The sequence below is a fragment of the Maritalea sp. genome, assembly GCF_047634455.1.
Taxonomy (GTDB): domain Bacteria; phylum Pseudomonadota; class Alphaproteobacteria; order Rhizobiales; family Devosiaceae; genus Maritalea.
On record NZ_JBLIAI010000015.1, the window covers coordinates 1 to 25,265 of the forward strand.

General features: G+C 50.7%; 24 protein-coding genes. 22 read left to right on the top strand and 2 right to left on the bottom strand.

The window, feature by feature from the left end; genetic code table 11:
- On the top strand, nt 1-364 hold a 364-nt coding region (locus ACJAZW_RS06050), incomplete at its 5' end, for a DinB family protein (RefSeq protein ID WP_415156076.1).
- A 30-nt stretch (nt 365-394) separates the two neighbouring features.
- Nucleotides 395-814 (top strand): GNAT family N-acetyltransferase, encoded by a 420-nt coding sequence (locus ACJAZW_RS06055; protein ID WP_415156078.1) that lies wholly within the window; start codon nt 395-397, stop codon nt 812-814.
- Between the two features lie 111 nt (nt 815-925).
- Here the strand turns inward: ACJAZW_RS06055 and aceA are convergent, their stop codons facing one another.
- Nucleotides 926-2,212: an isocitrate lyase gene (aceA, locus tag ACJAZW_RS06060; RefSeq protein WP_415156080.1), complete on the bottom strand. Its 1,287-nt coding sequence runs from the start codon at nt 2,210-2,212 to the stop codon at nt 926-928.
- A 126-nt stretch (nt 2,213-2,338) separates the two neighbouring features.
- Entirely contained in the window at nt 2,339-2,581 is a 243-nt protein-coding gene (locus ACJAZW_RS06065) for a hypothetical protein (protein ID WP_415156082.1), read from the bottom strand.
- Nucleotides 2,582-2,756: 175 nt separating this feature from the next.
- On the opposite strand from ACJAZW_RS06065, the gene ACJAZW_RS06070 reads away from it, so the two are divergent.
- The 20 genes from ACJAZW_RS06070 (at nt 2,757) to metK (ending at nt 25,264) form a co-directional block, all read left to right on the top strand.
- Nucleotides 2,757-4,175 (top strand): helix-turn-helix domain-containing protein, encoded by a 1,419-nt coding sequence (locus tag ACJAZW_RS06070; RefSeq protein WP_415156084.1) that lies wholly within the window; start codon nt 2,757-2,759, stop codon nt 4,173-4,175.
- A gap of 25 nt (nt 4,176-4,200) precedes the next feature.
- Nucleotides 4,201-4,479, top strand: a complete 279-nt coding sequence (locus ACJAZW_RS06075) for a hypothetical protein (protein ID WP_415156086.1) — start codon at nt 4,201-4,203, stop codon at nt 4,477-4,479.
- A gap of 106 nt (nt 4,480-4,585) precedes the next feature.
- Complete coding sequence (locus ACJAZW_RS06080) at nt 4,586-5,554, top strand: GNAT family N-acetyltransferase (protein WP_415156088.1); 969 nt, start codon at nt 4,586-4,588, stop codon at nt 5,552-5,554.
- 229 nt (nt 5,555-5,783) lie between these two features.
- A complete protein-coding gene (gene mutS, locus ACJAZW_RS06085; protein WP_415156174.1) occupies nt 5,784-8,429 on the top strand; it encodes a DNA mismatch repair protein MutS in 2,646 nt (881 codons plus the stop codon).
- The gene (locus tag ACJAZW_RS06090; RefSeq protein WP_415156090.1) at nt 8,416-11,217 is read left to right on the top strand and encodes a [protein-PII] uridylyltransferase; all 2,802 of its coding nucleotides are present in this window, start codon (nt 8,416-8,418) and stop codon (nt 11,215-11,217) included. Before mutS ends, ACJAZW_RS06090 begins: the two co-directional genes overlap by 14 nt.
- On the top strand, nt 11,214-12,770 hold the full coding sequence (murJ, locus tag ACJAZW_RS06095; RefSeq protein ID WP_415156092.1) for a murein biosynthesis integral membrane protein MurJ: 1,557 nt from the start codon (nt 11,214-11,216) through the stop codon (nt 12,768-12,770). Before ACJAZW_RS06090 ends, murJ begins: the two co-directional genes overlap by 4 nt.
- A gap of 101 nt (nt 12,771-12,871) precedes the next feature.
- Complete coding sequence (gene trpS / locus ACJAZW_RS06100; protein WP_415156094.1) at nt 12,872-13,909, top strand: tryptophan--tRNA ligase; 1,038 nt, start codon at nt 12,872-12,874, stop codon at nt 13,907-13,909.
- Between the two features lie 3 nt (nt 13,910-13,912).
- Nucleotides 13,913-14,473 (top strand): universal stress protein, encoded by a 561-nt coding sequence (locus tag ACJAZW_RS06105; protein WP_415156096.1) that lies wholly within the window; start codon nt 13,913-13,915, stop codon nt 14,471-14,473.
- Between the two features lie 124 nt (nt 14,474-14,597).
- Complete coding sequence (locus ACJAZW_RS06110) at nt 14,598-15,161, top strand: NifU family protein (RefSeq protein ID WP_415156098.1); 564 nt, start codon at nt 14,598-14,600, stop codon at nt 15,159-15,161.
- A gap of 20 nt (nt 15,162-15,181) precedes the next feature.
- Entirely contained in the window at nt 15,182-15,862 is a 681-nt protein-coding gene (gene tsaB / locus ACJAZW_RS06115; RefSeq protein WP_415156100.1) for a tRNA (adenosine(37)-N6)-threonylcarbamoyltransferase complex dimerization subunit type 1 TsaB, read from the top strand.
- Nucleotides 15,859-16,335: a ribosomal protein S18-alanine N-acetyltransferase gene (gene rimI, locus ACJAZW_RS06120; RefSeq protein ID WP_415156102.1), complete on the top strand. Its 477-nt coding sequence runs from the start codon at nt 15,859-15,861 to the stop codon at nt 16,333-16,335. Before tsaB ends, rimI begins: the two co-directional genes overlap by 4 nt.
- 55 nt (nt 16,336-16,390) lie before the next feature.
- Nucleotides 16,391-16,843: a Fur family transcriptional regulator gene (locus ACJAZW_RS06125; RefSeq protein ID WP_415156176.1), complete on the top strand. Its 453-nt coding sequence runs from the start codon at nt 16,391-16,393 to the stop codon at nt 16,841-16,843.
- The gene (locus ACJAZW_RS06130) at nt 16,840-17,646 is read left to right on the top strand and encodes a lysophospholipid acyltransferase family protein (RefSeq protein WP_415156104.1); all 807 of its coding nucleotides are present in this window, start codon (nt 16,840-16,842) and stop codon (nt 17,644-17,646) included. The genes ACJAZW_RS06125 and ACJAZW_RS06130 overlap by 4 nt, the downstream gene beginning before the upstream one ends.
- A gap of 87 nt (nt 17,647-17,733) precedes the next feature.
- Nucleotides 17,734-19,077 (top strand): tRNA (N6-isopentenyl adenosine(37)-C2)-methylthiotransferase MiaB, encoded by a 1,344-nt coding sequence (miaB, locus tag ACJAZW_RS06135; protein ID WP_415156106.1) that lies wholly within the window; start codon nt 17,734-17,736, stop codon nt 19,075-19,077.
- A gap of 66 nt (nt 19,078-19,143) precedes the next feature.
- The gene (locus ACJAZW_RS06140) at nt 19,144-20,169 is read left to right on the top strand and encodes a PhoH family protein (RefSeq protein ID WP_415156108.1); all 1,026 of its coding nucleotides are present in this window, start codon (nt 19,144-19,146) and stop codon (nt 20,167-20,169) included.
- A gap of 75 nt (nt 20,170-20,244) precedes the next feature.
- Nucleotides 20,245-20,679 (top strand): rRNA maturation RNase YbeY, encoded by a 435-nt coding sequence (gene ybeY, locus ACJAZW_RS06145; protein WP_415156178.1) that lies wholly within the window; start codon nt 20,245-20,247, stop codon nt 20,677-20,679.
- Between the two features lie 41 nt (nt 20,680-20,720).
- Complete coding sequence (locus ACJAZW_RS06150) at nt 20,721-21,797, top strand: hemolysin family protein (protein WP_415156110.1); 1,077 nt, start codon at nt 20,721-20,723, stop codon at nt 21,795-21,797.
- Between the two features lie 144 nt (nt 21,798-21,941).
- Nucleotides 21,942-23,567: an apolipoprotein N-acyltransferase gene (gene lnt / locus ACJAZW_RS06155; protein ID WP_415156112.1), complete on the top strand. Its 1,626-nt coding sequence runs from the start codon at nt 21,942-21,944 to the stop codon at nt 23,565-23,567.
- 1 nt (nt 23,568) lies between these two features.
- Complete coding sequence (locus ACJAZW_RS06160; protein WP_415156114.1) at nt 23,569-23,973, top strand: helix-turn-helix domain-containing protein; 405 nt, start codon at nt 23,569-23,571, stop codon at nt 23,971-23,973.
- A gap of 121 nt (nt 23,974-24,094) precedes the next feature.
- Nucleotides 24,095-25,264 (top strand): methionine adenosyltransferase, encoded by a 1,170-nt coding sequence (gene metK, locus ACJAZW_RS06165; protein ID WP_415156116.1) that lies wholly within the window; start codon nt 24,095-24,097, stop codon nt 25,262-25,264.
- The last annotated feature ends 1 nt before the right edge of the window (nt 25,265 follow it).

Here is a 25,265-nt window from a genome sequence, read left to right on the forward strand (position 1 = left end):
GTTTGCAGGCGGCTCGCTTGGGGCAAAAGCCTGGGAAAATGACGAGCCATTTGAAAATGCGACGGGCTTAAAGGCCGCTCAGCGCGAGGTGGATCTGCGCCTGATCAGGTTTTGTGGTCAACTCACCGAACAGGCTTTGAAGAAAGTGGTTAGGTTATTGCGCTATGACGAGCCATTGGGCAATGTTTTGCCCCATCTGTTCCAACATCAAATTCATCATCGTGGCCAAGCACATGCCATGTTTGCTGGCACATCTGTTGCGCCGCCGCAACTGGACGAATTTATGTTCCGAGCAGATCACACAGAGCGCGTTAAGGACTTGGATGAACTGGGATTGCTCGAAACGGATTTGCCCGCCTACTAAACTGTGGCTCTAATTCACCTGAGGACAATTATGATCAACCCCGATATTTCAATTGCCCATCAAAACCCTGCGGTCGACGAATATTGCGCCATGCGCATTGCCGCCGGTTTGAGCGCCAAATCCAAAGAAGCGGCATCCATTGGCTTGCCCAATTCGCTTTTTGCTGTGTGTATTCGAAATGGAGCTGGCGAGTTGATCGCCATGGGCCGTCTGATCGGCGATGGCGGTTGTTTTGTACAGGTGTGCGATATTGCAGTGCGCCCAGACCATCAGGGGCACGGCTTGGGCCGCAAAGTGATGCAAGAACTGATGGACCATATCGACCGGACTATCCCGGCCGGTGCTTTCATTAGTCTTTTCGCAGATGGCTCAGCGAACGAACTTTACAAGAAATTTAGCTTTGGCGAGACCGCGCCAGTTTCTTTGGGCATGGCAAAATATGTCAAATAAAAAGCCGACGGGCGAACCCGTCGGCTTCAAGTTTCCCAACAAATTTGGCACAACTAAAGTGGGGACGTGTGCCAAACCCAAAGGAGTTGAGATCTCTTAATTTCAGTTCAACTAGAACTGTGCCGTTTCAGTTGATTCAGCCATTGCAGTTGTTGAACTGGTGCCTTGGCTAACCGCCATGGAAACTGCATCAAAATAGCTTGTGCCAACTTCGCGCTGGTGGCGGGTTGCAGAAAAGCCACGGCTTTCAGCACCAAATTCAGCCTGTTGCAACTCTGAATATGCCGCCATACCGCGATCTTTATAGCGGCTTGCCAGATCAAAGGTCGTGTAGCTCAAATTATGGAAGCCAGCCAATGTGATGAACTGGTATTTATACCCCATCGCACCCAATTCGGCTTGGAATTTGGCCATTTGGCTTTCATCCATATGCTTGGCCCAGTTAAACGATGGCGAGCAGTTATACGCCAACATTTGGTCCGGGAATTCGCGTTTGATGGCTTCAGCGAAGCGGCGGGCATCATCAAGGCTTGGCGTCGATGTTTCGCACCAGATCAAGTCAGCATATGGTGCATAGGCCAACCCACGAGCAATCGCCGCCTCAAACCCGCCTTTGAGGCGATAAAAACCTTCTTCAGTACGCTCGCCAGTAACATATGGTGCATCATATTCGTCAACATCTGAGGTGATCAGGCGCGCGGCTTCCGCGTCTGTTCGGGCCATAATCAGCGTTGGTACACCCAAAACGTCAGCGGCCAAACGAGCCGCATTCAATGTGCGCACAAAAGTCTTTGTTGGCACCAAAACTTTACCGCCCAAATGGCCGCATTTCTTTTCAGACGCCAGTTGATCCTCAAAATGAACGGCAGCAGCACCCGCCTCAATCATACCCTTCATCAATTCAAAGGCATTCAATTGACCGCCAAAACCGGCTTCCGCGTCCGCAATAATTGGCGCAAAAAAATCAAGGTCGGTGGTTTCTTCACCAGAGAGCTTTTCCATGGTTTGAATTTGGTCAGCGCGCTGCAAAGCTTTGTTGATGCGTTTTACAACCGCAGGCACACTGTCCGCTGGGTAAAGGCTTTGGTCTGGATACATGTTGCCAGAATTATTGGCATCCGCCGCCACTTGCCAACCTGACAGATAGATGGCTTTAAGGCCCGCTTTGATTTGTTGCACCGCTTGGTTGCCGGTGAAGGTACCCAAAGTTGGCACATAGTCTTCAGTGTGCAGCAAATCCCAAAGCTTCTTTGCGCCATTTTCAGCCAATGAATACTGAATTGGCAACGAACCGGCCAATTTTTTGACGTCTTCAGGGGTGTAAGTCCGGGCAATATTGTCCCAGCGGTCCGGGGCCCATTCTGGCGTAGCGAATTGACTTTTGTTGCGGTCGAGCATGGCGATGTTCCTGTATGTCTTGGATTTGTTTTAATGCTCCGCCGACCCTTGGCAAGTCCATTATGGTCTTGCCAAAGAGCGTTGGAGGGTTTTCGAAGGGAGAGAGCATTAAAAAGCTCAGTGGCGTTATTGCGCTAAACTGCGTCTAAATGTGGCAGAAATCATTGGGTTGCCATCAAACATCTCAATGGTTGTTTCGCCGCCATCAGCGAGCGAGAATTGGTGCTTGTCGACGGGGCCCACAATCGCAAAGCCCAACTTATCAAGTCCTTTGGCTTTAAACTGGCGCATCGCGTCTGCAACGGTACGCGCAATAATTGTGATATATTCGTCTTGCGTGTTCTGCCGGTTATCGATTGTGTGTGTCATTTTTTCCTCCGTCTCCCGGAACCGTTCCGAGAAGTGATGATGTAAAGATTTGACATTTGGCACCAAAATGCAAGATAATTCGATAAATCAAGGTGTTAAGCTGTAAAGATCAGTAAAGCGCATCGGTCAATTTTGTAAAGTCTTGTAAAGTTTACAAACAATCTTGGAGGCCCATATGGAAAAGTCAGGCCCGCAAATTGGCGGTAAAATCAGGCGGTTACGCCGGCAAAAGCATGTGTCCCAGGCCGATTTGGCGTCAGCCCTAGGCATTTCTGCCAGCTATTTGAACCTGCTTGAACACAATCGGCGCAACATCACCGTGCCGCTGCTTTTTAAGCTGGCCGGGCATTTCGGAATCGAGCCAGGCGAATTGGTGGAAAGCGATGAAGGGCAATTGGTCGGCGATTTAATGGAATTGTTCGGCGACGATATTTTTGCTGATACCGATCTGACCAACCACGAAATTCGTGACCTGGCTTTTTCCAATCCGTCGGCGTCCCGCGCGATTTTGCGCTTATTTGATAAGTTCCAAGAAACCCGTTCATCAGGCGCTGCGGGGAATAGCAATGATTTGCCCGAACCCTCAACTACTGGCTACCACATGGCCACAGAGGCGATTTCGGACTTTATCCAAGAAAACGCCAATCATTTCCCAACCCTTGAAGCTTCAGCCGAACGGGTGCGTCACGACGTCGATCACGCCTCAGACAGTTTCGAAATGGGCCTTAAAGCCTACCTAGCCAATGTGTTTGGACTCGACTGCAAAATGGCGTCTTTGCCTGCTGGCATTGCACAAAAACTCGATGAGGCGACCAACAAGCTTTATATCTCAGACATATTAAGCCCAGAATCCGCACTGTTCTCGATGGCGCATCGCGCCGCTTTGCTGACCGCAGAGCATGAGATTGAAGCAATCGTCGATCAATCCAACTTGCCCGAAGGCGATGCGCCGATCTTGGCCAAAAACGTGCTCGCATCCTATTTTGCAGCCGCTTTGGTGATGCCTTACACGCCGTTTTTGGCCGCATGTCGTGACTATCGTTATGACGTGGAGCGGCTGTCGCGTCGGTTCAATGCTAGTTTTGAACAAGTGTGCCACCGCATGACCACGTTGCAACGCCAAGGTGCGCAGGGCATTCCCTTGCATTTGGTGCGCACCGATATTGCGGGCAATATTTCCAAACGCTTTTCCCTATCCGGCATTCATATTCCCCGCCATTCGGGTGCCTGTCCGCGTTGGAACATTTATTCAGCGTTTTTGCAGCCCGAAAAGATCAATATTCAGATTTCGCAGATGCCAGACAGCGAAACCTATTTTTGCATTGCAAAATCAATCGCCAAGGGTGGTTATCGACACAATGCCCCGCGTCGTCACTTGTCAATTGGTTTGGGATGCCACATTTCCCACGCCAAAGAGATGATTTATTCGGAGGGCGTGGACCTTAAAAACTTAAGCCAAGTGGTACCGATCGGTGTTGGTTGTCGTATTTGCCCGCGCCTAGAGTGCGGTCAGCGCGCCCACCCGCCTGCCGATCATCGTTTCCAAATTGATAGTGCCACCAAACCCGAAAACCTTTACGCTAAGATGACTTAATGTATCGCAGCAGAAAGTTGGTCACGTGAACAGATTTACATTGGTGGGTTCTCTGGCTTGGTTGTCATTGCTGCTGGTCACAGGTTCTACCAAGGCCAGCAGTTCAGATGCTTGGGACGAATTTCGCGAAACCCTGGTGCAAAAGTGCCGCGCTGCCGCTAATGCAGGCGATGATAGCCTTGTCCAATTTGAACCGTTCGGTAGCGCTAGTTACGGCGTTGCGATCATCTATACACCACGTGGCCGTCAGGTCTGCGTGATGGATAAGCAAAGCACTGAGCTGGAAATAACTGAGCCATTTTGAGATCAGCTTGTCTGCCCGCACAAGTGGCGATTGCAACCCATCGTCGCATCGCATACAATTTTCACATGAGTTGCGGCCAACACAATTGGCATTGGGGTAGTTGTAGATGTCCATGTTCGATCTAAAACCGCGAGAATTGGCGCCTGTTCATCGCCGTCCCAAGCGCTGGTATGAACAGTTTTTTCCCCTGACGGGCACACAAATTATTGGCTCCAGCATAGCCGCGTTGGGTCGCAACGAGCGCGTGGAGCGAGAGCGAAAAGACCCAGCTTCCTTGGCGCAGATTGGCTCGCTTGAAGTGCGCATCGCGCAAACCGCCAGCGAAGTGCGGCGCGCGCAACAATTGCGCTATGAAGTTTTTTACGAAGAAATGTCGGCCAAACCCGACCCGCGCGCGTCCCGCACCAAACGAGATGCAGACGAATTTGACCCGATTTGCGACCACATTATCGTCGTCGACCATGATGAAACCGAAGGGCTCTCAGCGCGGCCAAAAATTGTGGGTACTTATCGCGCTTTGCGGGCAGATGTGGCTCATGCCTGCAATGGGTTTTATTCGTCCGCCGAATTTGACCTTAAATCAATGTTGGCCAAAAATTGGGAAAAAGGTTTTTGCGAGCTTGGTCGATCCTGCGTTTTGCCGCCTTATCGCGACCGTCGTACCATGGAAGCACTGTGGGTCGGGCTTTGGGTGTACGCCATCCTGTATGATATTGACGTCTATTTTGGCGTCGCCAGTTTTGAAGGCACCAACCCTGACGTGCATTTGGAGGCACTGAGCCTGCTACATCACACGGCAAGCCCGCCGCAAAATTGGTCTGCCTGCGCCCGGACAGATGTTGGCGTCACGATCCAATATCTTGAGCAAGATTCATTAAACCAACGCCAGATTGTCCAAGACCTGCCGCCTTTGATTAAAGGCTATTTGCGCGTTGGCGCATATGTGGGCGACGGGGCGTTTGTGGACCACCAATTCGGCACCACCGATGTCATGATCGTTACATTGATAGATCAAATCCCAGATCGCTATAAACAGCACTTTGTGCAAGCCACGGGCCTAGATCGCAAAAACTAGGTAATTCGCAACGCTTTATTGTTGGCACCATGGACGGGTTAGCCTAGTCTTGGCTTTCTGATTGCGGACTGATCCGGCTAAATAAATCACAATGAACGACAAAAATATCCAATATGCCCAGCCAAGTGATGACATTGACCAAGCCCCGCTAAAGGGTGAGGCACCGGACGATCCTGCGCAAATTTCAAAGCCCGCTTTAAAACCAGGTTCCCCGGCGCAGCTCACGCCAATGATGACGCAATTCTTTGAAATTCGTGCGGTCAATCCAGGATATCTCTTATTCTATCGAATGGGCGATTTCTACGAATTGTTTTTTGACGATGCCGAGATCGCTTCTCGCGCCTTGGGAATCGCGCTGACAAAACGGGGCAAACATCTGGATCAGGATATTCCGATGTGCGGTGTGCCTGTGCATGCGGCGCAAGGTTATTTGAAAAAACTCATCGCCTTGGGACACCGTGTGGCGGTGTGCGAGCAAATGGAAGACCCGGCGGAGGCAAAGAAGCGCGGATCAAAATCTGTGGTGAAACGAGATGTGGTGCGGCTGGTGACGGCAGGCACGCTGACCGAAGATGATTTGCTCGACAGCGCGGCCAACAATTATCTGGCGTGCCTGGCAATGATCCAGCATGGGGATGCGGATTTTGCCATTTGCTACACAGACATTTCTACCGGTGAAATGTTTTTTTGTGACGTGAGTGCCGAACAATTGACCGACGAACTGGCGCGCATCGAACCAACCGAACTGGTTGTCACAGCGCAAACCCATAGTTTCATTACCCAAAATAATTTGCTGCCCCTTGCGTTTTCCGGCCAGTTGGCAGTCCAGCCCCCCGAATTGTTCAACTCAGAAGCCGCCGCAGATGTGTTGAAATCAGCGTTTGGTGCCGCAGCGGAACCACTTCTAGGGCAGTCACGCATCACACGTTCGGCGCTTGCAGCAGCTGTTGCTTATATCGATCAAACCCAAAAAGGGGCAAAAGTGCCGCTCCGTTTGCCCCAACGCACCGGCGATAAGTTGATGCAAATCGATGCGGCCACGCGGATGTCGCTCGAATTGTTGCGCACCAACCGGGGCGAGGCCAATGGGGCATTGCGCACCACCATCGATAAATGCGTAACGTCTGCTGGATCACGGCTTTTGTCAACGCGCATCAGTGCGCCATTGTGCGATCCAGCAGCCATTGTTGAACGTCACAATATGGTCGCAGACTTTGTTGACAACAGTCTGGTCACCTCGCTTGTTCGCGAAAAACTAAAGTCAACCCCCGACATTGTTCGAGGCCTCACAAGGTTGGCGCTTGCGCGCGGCGGCCCACGTGAAATGCTAGCCATTAAGGCTGCAATAAATGTTTCCTCAGGTCTTGCCGCTGAATTGTTAGCACTTGAAAGGCCAAACGACGGCAATAAGCATTTGCTCGACAATTTGATCGCCGCACCGACAGAATTGGCCGCACAAATTGCTGACCGCTTACAAGACGAAGTGCCCATATTGCCGCGTGACGGTGGGTTCGTGCGCCAGGGATTTGATGCGGAACTGGATGAATTTCGCACCCTTGCAACCCAAAGCCGGCAAATCATTGCCGCATTACAAGCCCGCTACGCGGATGAAACGGGCATCAAGGCCATCAAAGTGAAGCACAATAATGTGCTGGGCTATTTCATCGAAGTGCCCGCCAGTCATGGCAATAAGTTAATGGCGGAACCACTCAATCAAACCTTCATCCACCGCCAAACGTTGGCAAATGCGGTGCGGTTCAATACCAAAGAACTTTCTGAATTGCAGGGTAAAATCACCCATGCCAGCGATGCGGCACTGGCGATTGAGTTGCGCATATTTGAGCAATTGCGTGAAATGATCTTGGCTGAAACCGCCGCACTGCAAAGTCTGGCGGATAGTTTGGCAAAGCTGGATGTTACCACAGCGCTTGGCCAACTGGCGCTGGAACAAAACTACTGCCGACCCAAAATCGACAACAGCAACGCTTTTGACATCAAAGACGGTCGTCACCCGGTGGTCGAGGCGATGCTCGCCAAAGCAGGGCAAATTTCCTTTGTGGCCAATGATTGTGATTTATCGCCAATCGGCGAAGAGGTAAATGGTGCACTTTGGTTGATCACAGGCCCCAATATGGGTGGAAAGTCGACTTTCTTGCGACAGAATGCGCTGATTGCCATCATGGCGCAATTGGGTTCCTTTGTGCCTGCAAGTGCGGCTCATATCGGTGTGATTGATCGGGTGTTTTCTCGTGTGGGTGCCGCAGATGACATCGCCCATGGCCGTTCAACCTTTATGGTGGAAATGGTTGAAACCGCTGCCATTCTAAATCGCGCCACCGCTTCGTCGTTGGTTGTGCTGGATGAAATTGGCCGTGGCACTGCGACATTTGATGGCCTGTCGATCGCCTGGGCTGCGGTGGAAGCATTGCATGAAAACACAAGCTGCCGCGCCCTCTTTGCAACCCATTACCATGAGCTCACAGCATTGTCCGAACGTCTGGATCGGGTTTCCAATCACACAATGAAAGTGCGCGAGTGGGAAGGCGATGTGGTCTTTTTGCACGAAGTTGCCAAAGGTACAGCCGACCGCTCCTATGGCATTCAGGTGGCAAAGTTGGCAGGCTTACCAGCACAAGTGATTGAGCGGGCGCAAGAAGTGCTTGATATATTGGAAAAACGTGAGACCAATGACGTGACCGCTGGGGTTTCACAATTACCCCTCTTTGCTGAACGCCGACCCGCACCAAAGCCAAAAATCGATAATTCGCTGCAAAAAAGAATCCTTCAAATCAACCCCGATGAATTGACGCCCCGCATGGCGATTGATTTATTGTATGAACTGAAAAAGCTTAGCCAAAAACATGCCGCACGCTAGCCGCCCCAAATTGAGTTTCACGCTTGCAAAGGCTGATGATGCAATCAGCGAGATTTTGCATGAAATTGGTGATGAAAATCCAGCTGGACCCAAAGCAAGATCCATTGTGTTGAAAAAGGCCAAGCAAATTTTGGCCACCGCCCACCAACAAGCTGAAGCGGATTTGACCACAAACGGGCGCGGGCGCGCTTGCGCCAAAAATCTTAACAACGCGCAAGACGAACTGATCAAAATGGCATTTCGGTTCGCCTCGGAATATGTTTATCCAGTCACCAACCGAACAGACGCTGAAACCCTGTCCATATCTGCGGTTGGCGGTTATGGACGCGGCACATTGGCGCCGGGCTCCGACATCGATTTGCTGTTTATTCTGCCGTATAAGCAAACCCCATGGGGGGAGAGCGTCACCGAATATGTGCTTTATCTGCTTTGGGATTTGGGCCAAAAAGTAGGCCATGCCGTGCGCTCAATTGATGAATGTTTGCGTATGGCAAAGGCGGACATGACCGTGCGTACAGCAACGCTGGAGGCGCGGCACATTACCGGCGACAAAGCCTTGTTTGCAGAATTCCAATATCGTTTCGGTGAAGAATTGGTCGCTGGCACGGGCCCCGAATTTATTGCGGCCAAAATGGCAGAGCGCGATGAACGGCACGAAAAAATGGGCAACACCCGGTTTGTGGTTGAACCCAACATCAAAGAAGGCAAGGGCGGTCTGCGTGATTTGAACACCTTGTTTTGGATTGCCAAATATTTCTATCGGGTCGAAAAAAGTGCTGGATTGATCAAAAATGGTGTGTTTTCAAAAACAGAATATCGTCGTTTTCGTCGTTCGGAAGAGTTTTTGTGGGCCATACGCTGCCATTTGCATTTCTTAACCGGTCGCGCCGAAGAAAAGCTCAGCTTTGAATTGCAACAGGAATTAGCAAATCGCCTCAACGTCACCGGTCGCGCCGGGCTAATGCCTGTGGAACGGTTGATGAAGCGCTATTTTGCCGTTGCCAAAGACGTAGGCGATCTCACCAGGATATTTTGCACGTCGCTTGAGTTCAATCACGCCAAAGATGTGGACATGTTGGGGCGCATGCGGAAAACGTTTTCTCGACAGCGAAAAATCAAAGGCGAAACCGATTTTATTATTGATCGCGGACGTCTTAATATTGTTGATGACGACGTATTTGCCAAAAACCCGGTCAACATTATCAAAATGTTCTTTATCGCGGGCCAAGAAGGGATTTTGTTTCATCCCGATGGCCTTAAGCAGATCAACCGCTCACGAAAATTGATCGATAAAGACCTGCGCGCCAACCCAGAAGCAAATCGGTATTTTCTTGAAATTCTTACCCATGCTCCATCTGTTGAACGCATCTTGCGCCGGATGAATGAAGCGGAGGTGTTGGGACGGTTTGTGCCAGAATTTGGCCGCATCGTGTCGTTGATGCAGTTCAATATGTACCACCATTACACGGTCGACGAGCATTTGATTCGTGCCGTTGGCGTGATGGCTGAAATCGTGCAAGGCGGCCTTAAAGATGAGTTGCCGCTGACCCACGAATTATTGCCCCATTTGGCTGATGTGAAGCTGTTGTTTGTCGCACTGTTTTTGCACGATATTGCCAAAGGGCGGCCAGAAGATCATTCGATTGCTGGGGCCAAAATGGCCCGCCGGATTTGCCCACGGTTTGGACTAAGTGCGGCGGAAACCGACACTGTTGCTTGGTTAATCGAGAAACATCTCGTGATGAGTGAAATCTCCCAAAGCCGTGACGTGCAAGACCCAGAAACGGCCACAAATTTCGCGCAAATTGCACAAAGCCCGGCCCGGTTGAGCCTTTTGTTGGTGCTGACAGCTTGCGATATTCGCGCGGTTGGCCCGGGCGTTTGGACCGGTTGGAAGGGCTCATTATTGCGCGCGCTTTATTATGCCACTGAACCGATTTTGTCCGGCGGTCACTCGCAAATCAGCCATGCTGATCGCATCCTAGCGGCCAGAGAGCGGCTCGCACAAGCTTTGCGCGATTGGCCCAAGGCCCAAGCCGATGAATATTTGGATCGGCACTATCCTGCCTATTGGATTCGCTCAGAGTTCCAGTTGCAGATCGATCATGCGAACATGATTCGCAAGGCAAACCAGCTTGGCCAACCTTTTGCGGGCTGCGTGGGCATCAATAGCTTTGAAGCTGTAACAGAGATTTCAGTTTATACGCCGGATCACCCACGTTTGCTGTCTATGATCGCGGGCGCATGCACCCTATCAAACGCTGATATTGTTGGGGCGCAGATCACCTTGATGCGCGATGGTAAAGCGCTTGACACATTGCGTCTGAAACGCAGTTTCACATCCGATGAAGACGAACGCATTCGGGCCCTTAAAATCATCGATATGGTGCAAAAGCTATTGAGCGGCGAAAAACGCCTGCCCCCTGAACTGGGTGTGGGATCCAAACTCAACAAGCGCTTAAAGCCATTTAACGTTCCCACAGATATCATCATCTCCAATTCATTATCGAAGAAATTCACAGTGATTGAGGTTTCAGGGCTTGACCGATCAGGGCTTTTGCATGATTTGACCAAAACAATTGCTGATTTAAGCCTCACCATCGGGTCGGCACATATTGGCACATTTGGCGAACGCGCAATTGATGTTTTTTATGTTACCGATTTGACGGGTATGAAAGTCACTGACGAAAAACGTCAAGTAAAAATCAAAACGGCTCTAATCGCCACATTCGAGGCGAAAAATGGCAAGAAACCGACGAAGAAAAAGCCACAAGAGTTAAGCGTGTGAGCTTGATCAAGAACTTTGCCAGCGTTGGTGGCGCAACACTTTTGTCCCGGTTGCTCGGGTTTGCACGCGATATCATGCTGGCAGGGATATTGGGTGCCGGTCCGGTGGCAGACGCGTTTGTGGCAGCTTTTCGGCTGCCCAACATGTTTCGGCGAATTTTGGCCGAAGGCGTATTTAACACCGCCTTCATCCCGTTATTTGCCAAAGCTTTAGAGCAAAAAGGCGAAGCCGAAGCAAAGCGTTTTTCTGCCAATATCACGTCGTCGCTGATCTATATTCTATTTGTCCTGACCCTGGTGGCTGAAATTTTCATGCCCCAGCTTATTCTGGTGCTTACAACTGGTTTTGTAGATGACCCGGACAAGTTTGAATTAACGGTTTTGCTGGCCCGAATCTGTTTCCCCTATTTGGCTTGCATGTCGTTAATGGCGGCCTATGGTTCTATTCTAAATGGGTTGCGCAAGTTCTTTATCGCCGCGCTTGCGCCGACATTGCTCAATGTGGTGCTGATCGGTGTGCTCGGCTATTTGGTCTTTGTGTCCTACCAAACCCGCCTAGCCAGCATCATCATTTCTTCCGGCGTTTTGGTGGGCGGGATCGCCCAAATTGGCTTGGTGGCGTGGGCGCTCAAACAAACAGGCTATTTCCCGCGCCTCACCATGCCCAAATTGGATAATGACCTCAAAAAGTTTTGGGCGTTGGCCATCCCTGCTATTTTGACCGGGGGCGTGACCCAGATCAACATTCTTGTCGGCACCAACATCGCGTCGAGCCAGGAAAGCGCCATAGCTTATTTATATTACGCTGATCGGCTCTATCAGCTACCCTTGGGGATGATTGGTATCGCCATAGGCATTGTGTTGTTGCCCGAATTGTCCCGCCTCCTGAAAGCGGGCGAGCACCAAAAGGCCGCCAATGTTCAACAAAGAAGCCTGTTCTTTGGGTTAATGCTCACTTTGCCTGCAGCGGTAGCCCTGTTCCTCATTGCCGAACCGATTATCGCCACCTTGTTCCAGCGGGGCGCATTTGATGGGCAAGCCGCCAACCAAAGCGCCAAAGCGCTGCAGATTTTTGCGCTTGGTCTGCCCGCCTTTGTGTTGGTCAAAGTGTTTCAACCCTCCTATTTCGCCCGCGAAGACACAAAAACTCCGGCGATTTTCGCGGCCGTGTCGGTTGTCCTCAATATCGGTTTTTCGCTGTTACTGTTCCCACGCCTTGGCCATGTGGGCATTGCCTGGGCCACCACTTTGTCGGGCTGGGCGAATGTTTTTATGTTGGTCAGCACATTGGCCTTTTGGCGTGAATTGATGTTGCCAAAATCAACCATTGGTCAGGTTTTCTCTTTAGTGATGGTGAGTGGCGTGATGGGTGCTATTCTTTATTTCGCGAACGGCTATATGTTGCCCCAATTCGATGTTGATAATTTACCCCTCTGGTGGCGCGGCTCTGCCTTGGCGCTGCTGATCGTCTTGGGGGCTGGAATTTACTTTTTGCTCCTGCATCTATTGGGTATTCAGCGCCTCAATCGATGGCGTAATTTCATCAAATCCTGATCTCGCCCCCTGTCCTTTCGGTTTCGCTGTTTACTTTTTTATCGTGGATCGTTTAGGTAACCCCTCAAAATAATCTTCACTTGAAAGCTTGGGTCCAAACCATGACTGAATTCCAAAATCGCCTATTTTCTGGCGTACAACCAACCGGTGATCTCCATTTGGGCAACTATCTCGGCGCCATCCGCCGTTTTGGACCCTTACAGGAGCAATTTGACTGCATTTTTTGTGTCGTTGATATGCATGCAATCACTGTTTGGCAGGACCCAAAAGTGCTGCGCCAAAAGACCCGCGAAGTCGCGGCTTCTTACATTGCAACCGGTGTTGATCCGAAGCGTTCGATCATTTTTAACCAAAGCCAAGTGATGCAGCACGCGGAACTGGCCTGGATTTTCAATTGTGTAACGCGGATCGGTTGGATGAACCGCATGACCCAGTTTAAAGACAAAGCCGGGAAAAACCGTGAAAACGCGTCTCTGGGTCTTTATGCCTATCCAAGCCTGATGGCGGCGGACATTTTGTTATATCGCGGCACGCATGTGCCGGTGGGGGATGACCAAAAACAGCATCTTGAATTGACCCGCGATATTGCCGGCAAATTTAACAATGATTTCAAGAATGAAATCATTGATGAAGGCTTTGAAGATGGTCAGTTTTTCCCGATCACAGAACCATTAATTTCTGGTCCTGCGATGCGGATCATGTCGTTGCGTGATGGCTCAAAGAAAATGTCAAAATCGGATCCATCTGAAAACTCGTGTATTGCTTTGATGGATGATGCGGACAAAATTGCGCAAAAATTCCGCAAAGCCAAAACTGATCCAGAACCTTTGCCATCTGAAATCGAGGGCCTAAAAGATCGCCCCGAGGCGCGCAATTTGGTGGAAATTTACGCCGCCTTGTCCGATCAGACGTCCGAACAGGTGTTGCAAGAGTTTGGTGGTCAGGGTTTTGGTTCGTTCAAACCAGCCCTTGCTGATTTGGCGGTTGCGCATCTCAGCCCAATTTCCTCAGAAATCAGCCGCATGTTGGCTCAGCCCGATGAAATTGATTCTATTCTGCGTGACGGTGCTCAGCGCGCGCGTCAGATCGCCGAAGACACTATGAAACATGTTCGGGAAATCGTTGGTTTTTTAAGCTAAGCGTTGGCACATAGTCGCAGTTACATTTCCATCTTGGCAAATGGTGCTGCAAATGGCAGCATGCACCACATGGAAAATGCGGCACGAATGGATCGACCCAAATATCACCGCAAATTTTTGGCGGTTTTGGACGGCACCGACGAATGCGCGGTTGCGGTAACCTTTGCTGGGTGCCGGATGCGGCGCACCGGCGGTATCGTTAAATTGCTGGTGGTGATTGAGCCCGACCAGTTTCAGCACTGGATTGGCGTGGAAAATGTCATGCGCGCGGAAGCATTTGAAGAAGCCAATCGCTGGCTTGATGATGCTGAGGCGCGAATCAAAGCGTTGGGTGATATTCCGGTGGAGCGCGAAATTCGTGAGGGCCCAAAAGCTGACGAGTTGGAAGCCGCCATCGCGGAAGACAAAGACATTGCGATTTTGGTGTTGGCGTCATCCAAATCAACCGATGGACCCGGCCCATTGGTCAGCTCCATTGCGGCGCGCGGCGCAAATGCCTTGCCGATTCCAGTGGCAATTGTGCCCGGCTTTCTCACAGACGAGCAAATCGAAGAACTGTCCTAGTTTGCGATATAGCGTCGCGCTCTCGGGGAAATTACTTGCCTTTGCCCGCAAAAATACTATTTTATAATCATTCTAAAGAAGATTCCGCCCTTAATTGGGCAAGCAAGCTCGGAGTATTACGGTCATGTTTATCCAAACTGAGGCAACACCAAACCCGCAAACCTTGAAGTTTTTGCCGGGTCGCGACGTATTGCCGGGCGAACCTATGGATTTTCGCAACGAGGAAGCGGCACAAACTTCACCGCTTGCCACAGCGCTATTCACCATTGATGGGGTGACCGGTGTTTTCTTTGGTGGCGATTTTATCGCGGTGACCAAAGGCGATAACGAATGGTCCCACATCAAGCCCGCAATTTTAGGCTCGATTATGGAGCATTTCATGTCTGGCCAGCCCTTGTTGGCTGAGGGCGCACAAGACGCCAACTCAGATACCAACGACGAATTCTTTGAAGAGGCCGACAGCGAAATGGTCGAAGTGATCAAAGAGCTGATCGACACCCGCGTACGGCCTGCGGTGGCCATGGATGGTGGCGACATTATCTTTAAGGGCTTCAAGCAAGGAACGGTCTATTTGCACATGCAGGGCGCATGTTCGGGCTGCCCCTCTTCAACAGCGACGTTGAAAAACGGTATTGAAAACTTGCTTCGTCACTTTGTGCCCGGTGTCGAGGACGTGCAGCAAATCTAATGCATAGCATTGCACGCTAAATGACGCATTTCCCCATTACATTGGCCATCGATACAGCGCAGGCATGTTGCCAGTGCGCGCTGATTGATGCCGATGGTACAAGCTACACCATGTCTGAAGCGCGGGCGCGTGGACATGCTGAGTATGTGATGGACCAAATAGATGCGGTGCTCGACAACGCCCAGCGCGAGTATGATGACCTTGAGCGCATAATTGTCGCTTCAGGCCCTGGCTCATTCACTGGGTTACGTGTTGGCCTAGCTGCAGCGCGCGGATTGGCCGCGGCGCTAAATATCCCGTGTTTGGGTATCCCGACCATGTTGGCGCTCTCGTTAAGCGGACGGGAAGACAGTCCAGTGACGGTGCTCATCGACGCGCGCCGCGACCAGCATTATCGGCAAGACTTTTCCGCACCGGGTGTGGCATTGACCACGCCCTTGGCGATGGAGAACGCAGTTGCGCTTGCAGGGTTGAACAATGAAAATCGAATATTGGGCTCAGGCGCGGACTGGGCGGCGGCCCAATGCAATGCTCAAAATGTCGAGCTGTCCCGTGACCCAGAGGTGCGCACGTTTATCAATGTGGTGAAGCTGGCCGAATTTGGTCAATTGGCAGACCCAGCGGCCTATCCACCAGAACCGTGTTACCTTCGTTCAGCGGACGCAAAACCACAATCCGCAAAACATATTGCGCGCTTATGAAAATCTGGATGGCGCCCGCAGGGTTGCATATTGAACCCGCGCGCATAGGCGACGAAAAAGACCTAGCCAAATTGCATGCAGAGGGGTTTTTTCGCGGCTGGACCGTAGCCGATTTTCAATCCTATTTGCGCTCAAATGAAACCCCCATCTATGTGGCATGCGACGCCAAACACAAGATCGCGGGCTTTGCCATGTTGCGCCTAACCGGCGATGAATGCGAACTGATGACCATCGTGGTGAGCAAAAAATTCAAGGGCAAACGTCTGTCCACGGCGCTGATGCAAGCCATGATCGAAGATTTGATGATGAGCCCTGTGACCAAGATGTTCCTTGAGGTGGATGAAGACAATCAACCTGCGCGAAAGCTGTATCAGCGTTTTGGGTTTAACCAAATTGGCGAACGCCGTGGATATTACCCAAGACCTGATGGCAAAACCGCCACCGCCCTTGTCATGCAAGCTGATCTCGGATAATCCAAAACTCAGGTCAAAAACAAGACTAAACGCACTGAACCAAAAAGGTTGGGCCATGAACAAGCCGGGCGATAACACAAACCTTGAGCAACAGTGCGAAACCTCTGGTATGCGCATGACCGAACAGCGTCGGGTCATTGCCCGTGTGCTCGAAGGGGCCACTGATCACCCAGATGTGGAAGAGCTTTATCGCCGCGCTTCTGATATTGATCCAAAAATCTCGCTTTCAACCGTTTACCGCACGGTGAACCTGTTTGAAGAAGCGGGTTTGGTTGCCAAGCATGATTTCAAAGACGGCCGCGCACGATTTGAGCAAATTCCTGACGAACATCATGATCATCTGATCGACGTCCGCACCGGCAAAGTCATCGAGTTTCGTAACGAAGAAATCGAAGCGATCCAAGAAGCAATTGCCCGCAAACTCGGGTTCAAGCTGGTTGATCACCGACTTGAGCTTTATGGTGTGCCACTTGCTGACAAAAAAGAGGAAGACGATTCAAGCCAATGATTTGGAGAATCGTGTTTTTTGTGGTGGTGACGATACCATTGATGTTGGCGATTGTGCTTTGTCAGTCGATTGTGTTGGCCCTAAAACTCAAGAATTGGAATTTTTTCCCCCGTTTGGCGCATAAATTGGTGTGCTTTAATCTTGGCATTAAGGTCATTCAAATTGGCAAGCCGGCAAGCGATAAACCAACATTGTTGGTGTCCAACCATATTTCGTGGCTCGATATCCCAGCGATTGGATCGATTGTACCGATTTCCTATGTCGCCAAATCCGAAGTTGGGCGCTGGCCAATTGTTGGTTTCTTGGCCAATTTGCAAAAAACCATCTTTGTAGACCGCCAGAAAAAAACTGACACGGGCCGTGTTGCCCATGAAATGGGCGAACGCATGTCCGATGGTCGTGCAGTGGTTTTGTTTGCCGAAGGCACGTCAGACATTGGGTTGCACGTTTTGCCATTTCGCTCGGCATTGGTGGGCAGCACCCAAGCCGCCATGAAAAATGACCATGTGTCTGAAATGTACATCCAACCCATGGTGATCGCCTACACGCATTTGAATGGGTTGCCTATTTCAGCAGCGGAACGTTCCAAAATTGCGTGGATTGGCGATATGGGCATTGAGGACAATATCGGTGATATTTTGCGGGTTGGCACGAAATCCACCACGGTGATGTTTGGCGAACCGATCGCCATTGCGCGCGATGACGATCGAAAAATGATCACCAAGAACGCCGAGGAAAAGGTGCGTGAAATGCTCGTGGCGATCAATAGGCAAACCCCACTACCGCCAGCCCACCTTGGCTAAGTCGAGTTTCCTTTGCCTCACACCATTGTTTGGTGTAACAAGTCGCCTCAATCATAAATTTCAGCAAAAAGATCCGGTTTTAGCCCCATGAAAAAGCTATTCATCAAAACCTATGGCTGCCAGATGAATGTCTATGACAGTGATCGCATGGTCGACGCGTTGGCACCGTCGGGCTATGAAGCAACGTCCGACATTGATGAAGCCGATCTGGTTTTGCTCAATACGTGCCACATTCGGGAAAAAGCTGCCGAAAAAGTATATTCCGAACTTGGGCGCTTACGCATCATGCGTGAGAAAAAGGAAAAGCTGGGCGGCAAAGTAATGATCGGCATTGCTGGTTGTGTGGCCCAGGCCGAAGGCGAAGAAATTGTGCGCCGTGCGCCTGTGGTTGATTTGGTGTTTGGTCCGCAATCCTATCACCGTTTGCCCGAACTTTTGGAGCAGGCGCACACAAAAAAGGTGGTTGAAACCGATTTTCCAGCAGAAGATAAATTTGAACATTTACCAAAGCCGAAACGCGAAACAACCATTGCGCGCGGCTTAACCTCGTTCCTGACCGTGCAAGAAGGCTGCGACAAATTCTGCTCGTTCTGCGTCGTGCCTTATACCCGTGGTGCCGAAGTTTCGCGTCCGATTGCACAAATAATTGCCGAGGCTGAAAACCTTGTGGATGCTGGCGTCAGAGAAATCACGCTGCTGGGCCAAAACGTCAACGCCTATCATGGGCTGGATGCGAACGGCGACAGCGCGGGCCTTGCCCACTTGCTCTATAAGCTCGCCGACATTAAGGGCCTTGATCGCCTGCGCTACACCACGTCGCACCCGCGCGATATGGATGATGCCCTGATCAAAGCCCACGGCGAACTTGATATGCTAATGCCCTATCTGCATCTGCCGGTGCAGTCGGGGTCCGACAAAATCCTCAAGTCGATGAACCGCCAGCACACAGTTGAACATTATATGGCTTTGCTGGACCGCATTCGGTCGTCCCGGCCGGACATTGCTCTGTCGGGTGATTTCATTGTTGGTTTCCCTGGAGAAACTGAAGCAGATTTTGAAGGCACCATGCAGTTGGTGCGTGACGTGGAATATGCGCAAGCCTATTCGTTCAAATACTCAACCCGCCCTGGCACACCGGGTGCCACAATGGATAATCAAGTCCCCGAAGAGGTGAAATCGGAACGTTTGCAGCGGTTGCAAACATTGCTCAATCATCAGCAAACCGAGTTCAACAAGTCCCGTATCGGCACCACGATGAAGGTTTTGTTTGAAAAAACCGGTCGCGACCCTGGTCAAATTGTTGGGCGCTCCCCATATCTACAACCAGTGCAAGTTGATGCAGACCCGTCTCATATCGGCACAATTCGTGATGTTTTTATCGATTCGGTAGGGAAATTTTCACTTTTTGGTAAGATTGTCATAAATAATTAGGAGTTTGGCCGCAAAATTGCGCCATACTCAAATGACACTGAGTCGCAAACATAAAGGAGCTCTTGTTTGACAAAATCATGGTCACCCGAAGGCCATAAATCGGACACAACAGATTTGGAATTGGCGTTTGAAGACAATCGTTTAGCGTCCCAACTTTATGGCGAGTTTGACCAAAATCTGGCTCTGATTGAACAAAAGCTCGGCGTACGCGCCAATACCCGCGGCAATCATGTCATGTTATCTGGCAGCGCGATCAATATAGATCAAGCGCGCCGGACCCTCGAATCTCTTTACGCGCAACTTGAAGATGGTCAAGATATCTCCATTGGAGATGTCGATGGCGTTATTCGCATGATCATCACTGAGGACAGCCAACTGACCCTGCCGACCTTTGAAACAAAAGGCCGGGTTCGAATGGCGCAAATTGCAACACGTAAATCCACAATTGTTGCGCGCTCGCCCGCCCAAGATGGCTATATCCGGGCTATGGATCGCACCGAAATGGTGTTTGGTGTTGGCCCAGCGGGGACCGGCAAAACCTATTTGGCGGTTGCCTATGCAGCAACATTGCTCGAACGTGGCGACATTAGTCGCATCATCCTGTCGCGACCTGCGGTTGAAGCAGGCGAGCATTTGGGCTTTTTGCCCGGTGACATGAAAGATAAGGTCGATCCATATTTGCGCCCGCTTTACGATGCGCTTTACGATATGATGCAGCCAGAGATCGTTGATCGTTGCATTGAAAACCGTTCGATTGAAGTGGCGCCATTGGCTTTTATGCGCGGGCGTACACTCGCCAATGCTGTGGTGATTTTGGACGAAGCACAAAACACAACCGCGCAGCAAATGAAAATGTTTCTAACGCGGCTCGGCGAAAATTCAAAAATGATCATTACCGGCGACCCATCCCAGGTTGATTTGCCCCGTGGGGTGAAATCGGGCCTCGCAGAAGCATTAGACTTTTTGTCTGGCGTTCAAGGCATTCATGTGACCCGCTTTACAGACAAAGATGTGGTGCGTCACGAAATGGTCGCCCGGATTATTCGCGCTTATGAAAAAGCGGAGAAGAAGGCCAGAAATGCCGATAAATAGGTCGGAACTTTGGTAGGACAATTGTCAGATTTTCAAATTGAAATTGATGTGCTGATCCAAGACGATGCATGGGATATGGCGTTGGAAAGCGTGATTTTGCGCGCCATCAACACAGCGATTACCCACTTAGGCATTCAGCCAACGGGTCCCACAGAATTGTCAGTTTTGTTGACCAATGACGCGCATCAACATCAGCTAAATGCCCAGTGGCGTGAAAAACAATCCTCCACCAATGTACTGTCTTTTGCACAGCTAGAACCATTTGCCCCTGTTACCGGTCTTGTTGGCGACATATCTTTAGCCTATGAAACCGTTGCAAAAGAGGCGCAGCTGGAGGGCAAAAGCTTCCCCGATCACGTCTCACACCTTTGTGTGCATGGATTTTTGCACATTTTAGGCTATGATCACTTGACCAGTGAAGAAGCGGACAAAATGGAACAATTGGAGCGCGAAATATTGCGCGCCCTTGAAATTAACGACCCCTATGCCGAAATAGCACTCAACAGTTGAATATCCCTAAGGAGCAAAACCGGCCCATTGGCCGCATCGAAATGAACGACAAAGACCAACCCATCGCCGCGGCGCAACGGCCGCATCGCCAGAATGGCGACAGTGCGCAAACTCCAAATTCGCATCCCGATCACAACCATTCCATCGATAGGAAGCAGTCTCTTTGGGATAAAATTAGAGCAAAATTTGCATTCCGTGCGCCAACTTTGCGCCAAGATTTGCAAGAAGCGCTTGAAGATTCCACAAATAATGGTTTTGACGCCGCCTTTTCTGATGGCGAGCGCGATCTTATTCAAAACGTCTTGAACCTATCAAAAATTCGCGTTGAAGATGTGATGGTTAACCGGGCCGACATTGAGGCCACTGAGGTTGACGATTCCGTCTCTACGTTGATTGCGCGATTCCGCAAAGCGGGTCACTCTCGTTTGCCGGTTTATGACGATATGCTCGATAATATTGTGGGCATGGTGCACATCAAAGATTTGCTCCTAAGCCTTTCTGAGCCGCAGCAAGCCGAGGACAAAAAAACACATCCCGAAAAGTTGAAATCGGGCACATTGCGCGCAAAACTTGTCAATACAGGCCTTGTTCGCGAGGTGCTTTATGTGCCGCCAGCCATGCCTGTGGGCAATTTGCTGCAATCTATGCAAGCAACACGTATCCATATGGCGATTGTGGTCGACGAGTATGGCGGCACTGACGGTTTGGTGACGATTGAAGATTTGATCGAAGAAGTTGTTGGCGATATCGAAGACGAGCACGATGAGGTTGAAGAAATTCGGGTAAGCCAAATCGACGAAAACACGTTTGTTGTTGATGCGCGGTGTGAACTTGAAGATCTTTCAGACGCATTGGGCCCCGAGTTTGAGCCGGGTGAGCATGCCGAAGATGTGGACACGTTGGGCGGCTTAGTTACTTCGTTGGTTGATCGTGTGCCGGTGCGTGGGGAAGTCATATCCAAACTTCGTGGCTTTGAATTCGAAATCATTCAAGCTGATCCACGCCGGGTGAAAACCATCAAAGTAACCCGTCGCAAGCGGGCCCCACGGCCGCGCCCGCGCAAGCTTAAGATCGAAAATAGCGAACAGGATGAACATACAAAAACCGCCGCTGAGTAGATTTGCTTTCAACTTGGTCTTGACGAAGCCACAATCAAACGCGAGCAATGTACCTAACTGATTTGCTAGGGTTTAGACTCAATTGAACTGCTGTCCAGATCATTTCTCAATTGAGTTCAGACCCTAGATAGGTAATTGCGTTTCATGTTGGATAATTTCGTACAATGGTGTTTGTTGGTGCATGGCTGGCGGCGGGTGGTCATCGCCTTTGTGGCGGGCGCGCTTGCCGCCCTGTCAATGCCACCACTATTCGCATTTCCCGTACTGTTTGTCGCGTTTCCCATTTTGGTGTGGCTGCTTGATGGTGTTGAAACGCAACAATCTTGGCACCTAAGAATCTTCGGGCCGGCATTTCGAATTGGTTGGAGCTTTGGCTTTGGCTATTTCACCATCTCGTTACATTGGATGTCGGGTGCGTTTTTTGTCGAGCCTGACTTGTTTTTGTGGGCTTTGCCGCTGGGGCTTTTGGGCTTGCCAGCTGTCCTTGCCCTGTTCTGGGGCGTCGGCGCAGCCCTTGCCCATTTGATGTGGTCAGATTATGGGCAACGGATATTTGCGCTTGCCGCAACGTTAAGCCTGACCGAATTTTTGCGTGGCCAATTGTTCACGGGGTTCCCCTGGAACTTGCCCGGTTATGCGTTGAACATAACCGATCAAACCATGCAGCTTGGTGCGGTGATCGGCATATATGGCCTAAGCTTTTTGGTGCTAATTATCGCGATGGCACCGGCAACCATATGGCCAAATCTGGGGCAAACGAAAACCGCAAGGTTCGCGCCCCTTGCAGGAAGTGTCGCGCTTTTGGTGGTCTTGTTTGGGTTTGGCCAATTCCGGCTCAACGCCAACCCAACTCAATATCGTGACGATGTGCGGTTGCGCTTGGTGCAACCAAATATCCCACAAGCAGAAAAGTGGAAACCAGAGAACGAAATTCCAATCTTTGAGAAATTGCTTACCCTGTCCACCGAACGTTCGTCACCTCAGGATCCAGGTTTAATTGCTGCCACGCATCTGATTTGGCCCGAATCGGTTTTTCCATTTCTGGTGGCTGAGCGGCCAGAGGCGTTGGCCCGGATCGCCCGTCTTTTACCAAACGGCACAAGCCTAATTGCTGGCGCGGCGCGTAACAACACGGATCGAACGGGCTTGGGCCAAACTGAAACCGGCCTTTTGAACTCAATTCTTTCTTTTAATGATCAAGGTGAGATCAACGCAACATATGATAAATACCGCCTCGTGCCGTTTGGTGAATTTGTGCCGTTCAAGCCACTATTGTCGTTGCTTGGTATTCGCGAAATGGTTAGCGCATCAGATAGTTTTGTGCATGGCGCACGATCGAACAGGCCATTTGCGCCATCGGGTACACCGCCACTTTTGCCGCTGATTTGCTACGAAGATATTTTTTCGGGCGAACTTGGCGATGGTGTTAATCAAGCGGAATGGATGTTAAATCTCACAAATGATGCATGGTTTGCGGGTACCATCGGCCCTGCACAGCATTTTGAGCAGGCGCGTATGCGGGCCGTCGAACAGGGTTTGCCGCTTGTGCGGGTCGCCAACACCGGCCGTACCGCCATTGTTGATTCTTTGGGGCGCGTCACGGCTTCATTGGCGCAGGACGAAGCTGCGGTGCTCAATTCAAATTTGCCGCAAAGGCTTGAGAAAACTTTATTTTCGCAATACCGTCATATGATATTTTATTTGATAATTGGCGCAGTGTTGATTTCCGTACTTTTAAGGAATAGATGGCGTCGAAATTGGGAGAACTAGATTGCCAATCCCTCATCCGCGACAGCCCGATCAAATTGACCAGCATGTAGGACACCAAGTGCGCCTAAGGCGCAAAGCCCGCCATATGTCCATGAAGGAGCTGGCCCAATCTTTAGGGATCACATACCAGCAGGTTCAAAAATACGAAACCGGCTCAAACCGCATTCCCGTATCCCGATTGGCCTTTATTGCAGAATTGTTAGGCGGTTCGCCCGGTGATTTTTATGATGACGTGTCTGCACCCGCATTTGCGGAAACCCCACAGCAAGCGTTTTCCACACTGTCTTCAGAAAAACGGCGCTTGCTGAACGCCTTTGATGCCATTCCCACTGCGGTGGCCAAAAACGCCCTTTTGGATATCGCAGATCAAATGGCTGCACCCTATGTGCCGCAAAAAAACGAGTGAGATTCGCTAGATATAACGAATTCTTTATATCCATGTTGCAATTATCAACGCCACAGAATAATTGTAGAGCCAACCGGCGCGCCAAAGGCGCTGTTCAAGCTCTGAATGAAAGGTCTCACTTGTGGCAACATCGTCATATCTTTTTACCTCTGAATCCGTTTCAGAAGGGCATCCCGACAAAATCTGCGACCGTATTTCCGACGCGGTGCTTGACGCATTCTTGAAGGCGGATCCATATTCGCGTGTTGCTGTTGAAACATTGGCGACAACAAATAGGGTTGTCTTGGCAGGCGAAGTCCGCGGACCCAAGTCGATTGACAAAGCGGCGATGGAAGCGATAGCCCGCGAATGCATAAGAAATATCGGTTATGAGCAGGCCGGCTTTCATTGGCAGAACTGCGATATTGATATTTATGTGCACGAACAATCTGCCGAAATTGCCCAGGGTGTAGATGCCTCAGGCAACAAAGATGAAGGTGCTGGCGACCAAGGTATTATGTTTGGTTTCGCGGTGGATGAGACCCCCGAACTCATGCCCGCGCCAATTCAATTTGCCCATAAAATCTTGCGTTCTATGGCCACGGCGCGCCACGCAGGCGAAGTGCCACAGCTTGCCCCCGATGCCAAAAGCCAAGTCACGTTGAAATACGAGGATGGCAAACCTGTAGGCACCGCTTCGGTTGTGGTGTCGACCCAGCACATTGAAGGCATCAGCCAACAAGACGTGCGCGAAATTATCCGCCCGTTTGTGCTCAGCGCCATGCCTGATGGCTGGATGTGTCCCGAAGAAGATTTTTATGTAAACCCTACAGGCGCATTTGTTATCGGCGGCCCCGATGGCGATGCAGGCTTAACCGGCCGCAAGATCATTGTGGACACCTATGGCGGCGCAGCCCCGCATGGTGGCGGCGCATTTTCGGGTAAAGACCCCACCAAAGTCGACCGCTCAGCTGCTTATGCAGCGCGCTATTTGGCGAAAAATGTCGTTTCTGCTGGTTTGGCGAAAAAATGCGTAATCCAACTTTCTTATGCAATTGGTGTGTCCAAACCATTGTCGATCTTTGTCGATACGTTCGGTACGGGTTCGGTGAACGAGGATAAATTGGGCCAAGTACTCAATAAAGTGATGGATCTTTCACCGCGCGGCATTCGTGAAGCGCTTGAGTTGAACAAGCCGATTTATGAGCGCACAGCGGCTTACGGGCATTTTGGCCGCAACCCCACAAATGATGGTGGTTTTTCGTGGGAACGCACCAACCTAGGTGATGCGATCAGGTCGGAACTGACCTAAT

Bases quoted from the DNA above. Each gene is read 5' to 3' on its own strand.
- ACJAZW_RS06125 (WP_415156176.1), top strand. From the start codon at position 16,391: ATGAACAAGCCGGGCGATAACACAAACCTTGAGCAACAGTGCGAAACC.
- tsaB (WP_415156100.1), top strand. From the start codon at position 15,182: ATGACGCATTTCCCCATTACATTGGCCATCGATACAGCGCAGGCATGT.
- ACJAZW_RS06070 (WP_415156084.1), top strand. From the start codon at position 2,757: ATGGAAAAGTCAGGCCCGCAAATTGGCGGTAAAATCAGGCGGTTACGC.
- ACJAZW_RS06080 (WP_415156088.1), top strand. From the start codon at position 4,586: ATGTCCATGTTCGATCTAAAACCGCGAGAATTGGCGCCTGTTCATCGC.
- lnt (WP_415156112.1), top strand. From the start codon at position 21,942: ATGTTGGATAATTTCGTACAATGGTGTTTGTTGGTGCATGGCTGGCGG.
- ybeY (WP_415156178.1), top strand. From the start codon at position 20,245: ATGGCGTTGGAAAGCGTGATTTTGCGCGCCATCAACACAGCGATTACC.
- ACJAZW_RS06150 (WP_415156110.1), top strand. From the start codon at position 20,721: ATGAACGACAAAGACCAACCCATCGCCGCGGCGCAACGGCCGCATCGC.
- ACJAZW_RS06090 (WP_415156090.1), top strand. From the start codon at position 8,416: ATGCCGCACGCTAGCCGCCCCAAATTGAGTTTCACGCTTGCAAAGGCT.
- ACJAZW_RS06065 (WP_415156082.1), bottom strand. From the start codon at position 2,581: ATGACACACACAATCGATAACCGGCAGAACACGCAAGACGAATATATC.
- trpS (WP_415156094.1), top strand. From the start codon at position 12,872: ATGACTGAATTCCAAAATCGCCTATTTTCTGGCGTACAACCAACCGGT.
- miaB (WP_415156106.1), top strand. From the start codon at position 17,734: ATGAAAAAGCTATTCATCAAAACCTATGGCTGCCAGATGAATGTCTAT.
- ACJAZW_RS06110 (WP_415156098.1), top strand. From the start codon at position 14,598: ATGTTTATCCAAACTGAGGCAACACCAAACCCGCAAACCTTGAAGTTT.
- rimI (WP_415156102.1), top strand. From the start codon at position 15,859: ATGAAAATCTGGATGGCGCCCGCAGGGTTGCATATTGAACCCGCGCGC.
- mutS (WP_415156174.1), top strand. From the start codon at position 5,784: ATGATGACGCAATTCTTTGAAATTCGTGCGGTCAATCCAGGATATCTC.
- aceA (WP_415156080.1), bottom strand. From the start codon at position 2,212: ATGCTCGACCGCAACAAAAGTCAATTCGCTACGCCAGAATGGGCCCCG.
- ACJAZW_RS06130 (WP_415156104.1), top strand. From the start codon at position 16,840: ATGATTTGGAGAATCGTGTTTTTTGTGGTGGTGACGATACCATTGATG.
- ACJAZW_RS06055 (WP_415156078.1), top strand. From the start codon at position 395: ATGATCAACCCCGATATTTCAATTGCCCATCAAAACCCTGCGGTCGAC.